Origin of the sequence: Candidatus Avelusimicrobium stercoris, from assembly GCF_002437085.1 — a bacterium.
GTDB lineage: Bacteria > Elusimicrobiota > Elusimicrobia > Elusimicrobiales > Elusimicrobiaceae > Avelusimicrobium > Avelusimicrobium stercoris.
In genome coordinates, this window is record NZ_DJOA01000023.1 from 7,007 (window position 1) to 8,089 (window position 1,083).

At 51.6% G+C, this 1,083-nt stretch carries 1 protein-coding gene; it reads left to right on the forward strand.

From position 1 onward, the window contains the following. Positions 1–69: 69 nt before the first annotated feature. Positions 70–741, forward strand: coding sequence for a hypothetical protein (locus B2118_RS03945; RefSeq protein ID WP_428053414.1), 672 nt, complete (start codon positions 70–72; stop codon positions 739–741). Positions 742–1,083 lie beyond the last annotated feature (342 nt).

Sequence of the window (1,083 nt, forward strand, 5' to 3'; positions counted from 1 at the left end):
CGTGAGCTCGGGGAGTTTCATCTTGACTCTTTGCAAAGGGAACTTATACTATATAACAAGGAGAGTAAAATGAACCGTTTTCTTATTATTAGTGGTTGTATTGTACTGGGAGCGCCCGCGTTGCAGGCGGCCCCGGTTACGCAGGTTTCCGTGTCCCGCCCGACGACCGCAGTGTCAGTTTCGCGTCCAACCACGGGGGCGTTTTCCTCTAAACCCACTACCGCCGTACAGGTAAAAAAGCCGACGACCTCGGTTACTGTTTCCAAACCGGCCACGTCCGCTTCGGCCAGCCATCCGGTTACAATGCCCTCCGTCAGCCGTCCGGCTACTACGGTGGAAGTTTCCCGTCCGGAAACGCAATCCTCCGCCACCCGCCCTACAACGGGGGGAGAAAAAGTGGTTGCCAAAACGGGGAGCAACACTTCGGCTGCGGGCAAAAAGGCCGTTGCTCCAATGTCTCAGGCCCAAACCTCTATGAGCAATTACCAGCCGATGAAGGCCAAAGATTTTAAGACAACCAAACCGCAGCAGGCGGCGCCGTTAAGCGGGGGAGACACTGGTTTGCAACCGTCGTCCGCCGAACAAGCCGCCAAGGCCTCGGCCGCGGCTTCTATGAGTGTAGCCAAAGGCAAGGACCCGTCCGCTGCCACCGCGCAGACTATTCAGGGGCAACATTCGGGTGCGGGCTCAGCCTTGTTAAACTTACTTAAACAAAAAGCCACCGGAAATACCGCCAAATAGTTGGCCCATAAAAATTATTTGCATATCCCTTGGTGTGTTATTCTGCGCCAAGGGGTTTTTATTGTCTTTTGGGGAGTTCCTAATAAACAGACTGGATCCCGGGTCCACGCCCGGGATGACGACTACGACAACAGAGGTCATTCTGAACTTGTTTCAGAATCTACCTCTTGGGTAGTTTGCTGTTAAGTAGGGCAGGTAACAAACAACAACACAATCGGTAGATCCTGAACTAAATCCAGGATGACCCCCATTTTTGTAACGGCGAAAAAGGTTGTTTTTGTCGTTGCTTTTCTGTCGTTTATTGTAAAGGGCTTGACCCGTTTTTTTTTTTGATAAATTAGA